This is a genomic window from Bradyrhizobium genosp. SA-3 (assembly GCF_004212635.1).
Classification (GTDB): domain Bacteria; phylum Pseudomonadota; class Alphaproteobacteria; order Rhizobiales; family Xanthobacteraceae; genus Bradyrhizobium.
In genome coordinates this window covers 1-325 of the sequence record NZ_PSRT01000365.1, presented here as the reverse complement: position 1 = coordinate 325, position 325 = coordinate 1, and the positions used below count along the sequence as shown (strand labels likewise).

Below are 325 nucleotides of genomic sequence, written 5' to 3'. Positions count from 1 at the left end.
TGATGGCGATGAAGCCGGAAATGTACATGTCGATGCTCGACACCGCCGAGGTCGTCGCCGAGCGCTACAAGATCGGCCGCGACAAGCAGGACGAATACAGCCTCGAGTGCCAGCGCCGTGTCGGCGCCGCCTTGCAGGCTGGCCGCTTCAATGACGAGATCGTGCCGTTCACGACCAAAATGGCGCTCGTCAACAAGGATACCAAGGAGGTTACCTTCGAGCAGGTGACGCTCACCAAGGATGAAGGTCCGCGTCCGGAAACCACCGCGGAGGGCCTCGCCAGGATCAAGCCGGTATTCGAAGGCAAGACCATCAGCGCCGGCAA

General features: G+C 61.2%; 1 pseudogene. It reads left to right on the top strand.

Annotation, left to right across the window (positions count from 1 at the left end):
- Positions 1-325: pseudogene (locus CWO91_RS42490) on the top strand (acetyl-CoA C-acyltransferase); the annotation flags it as partial.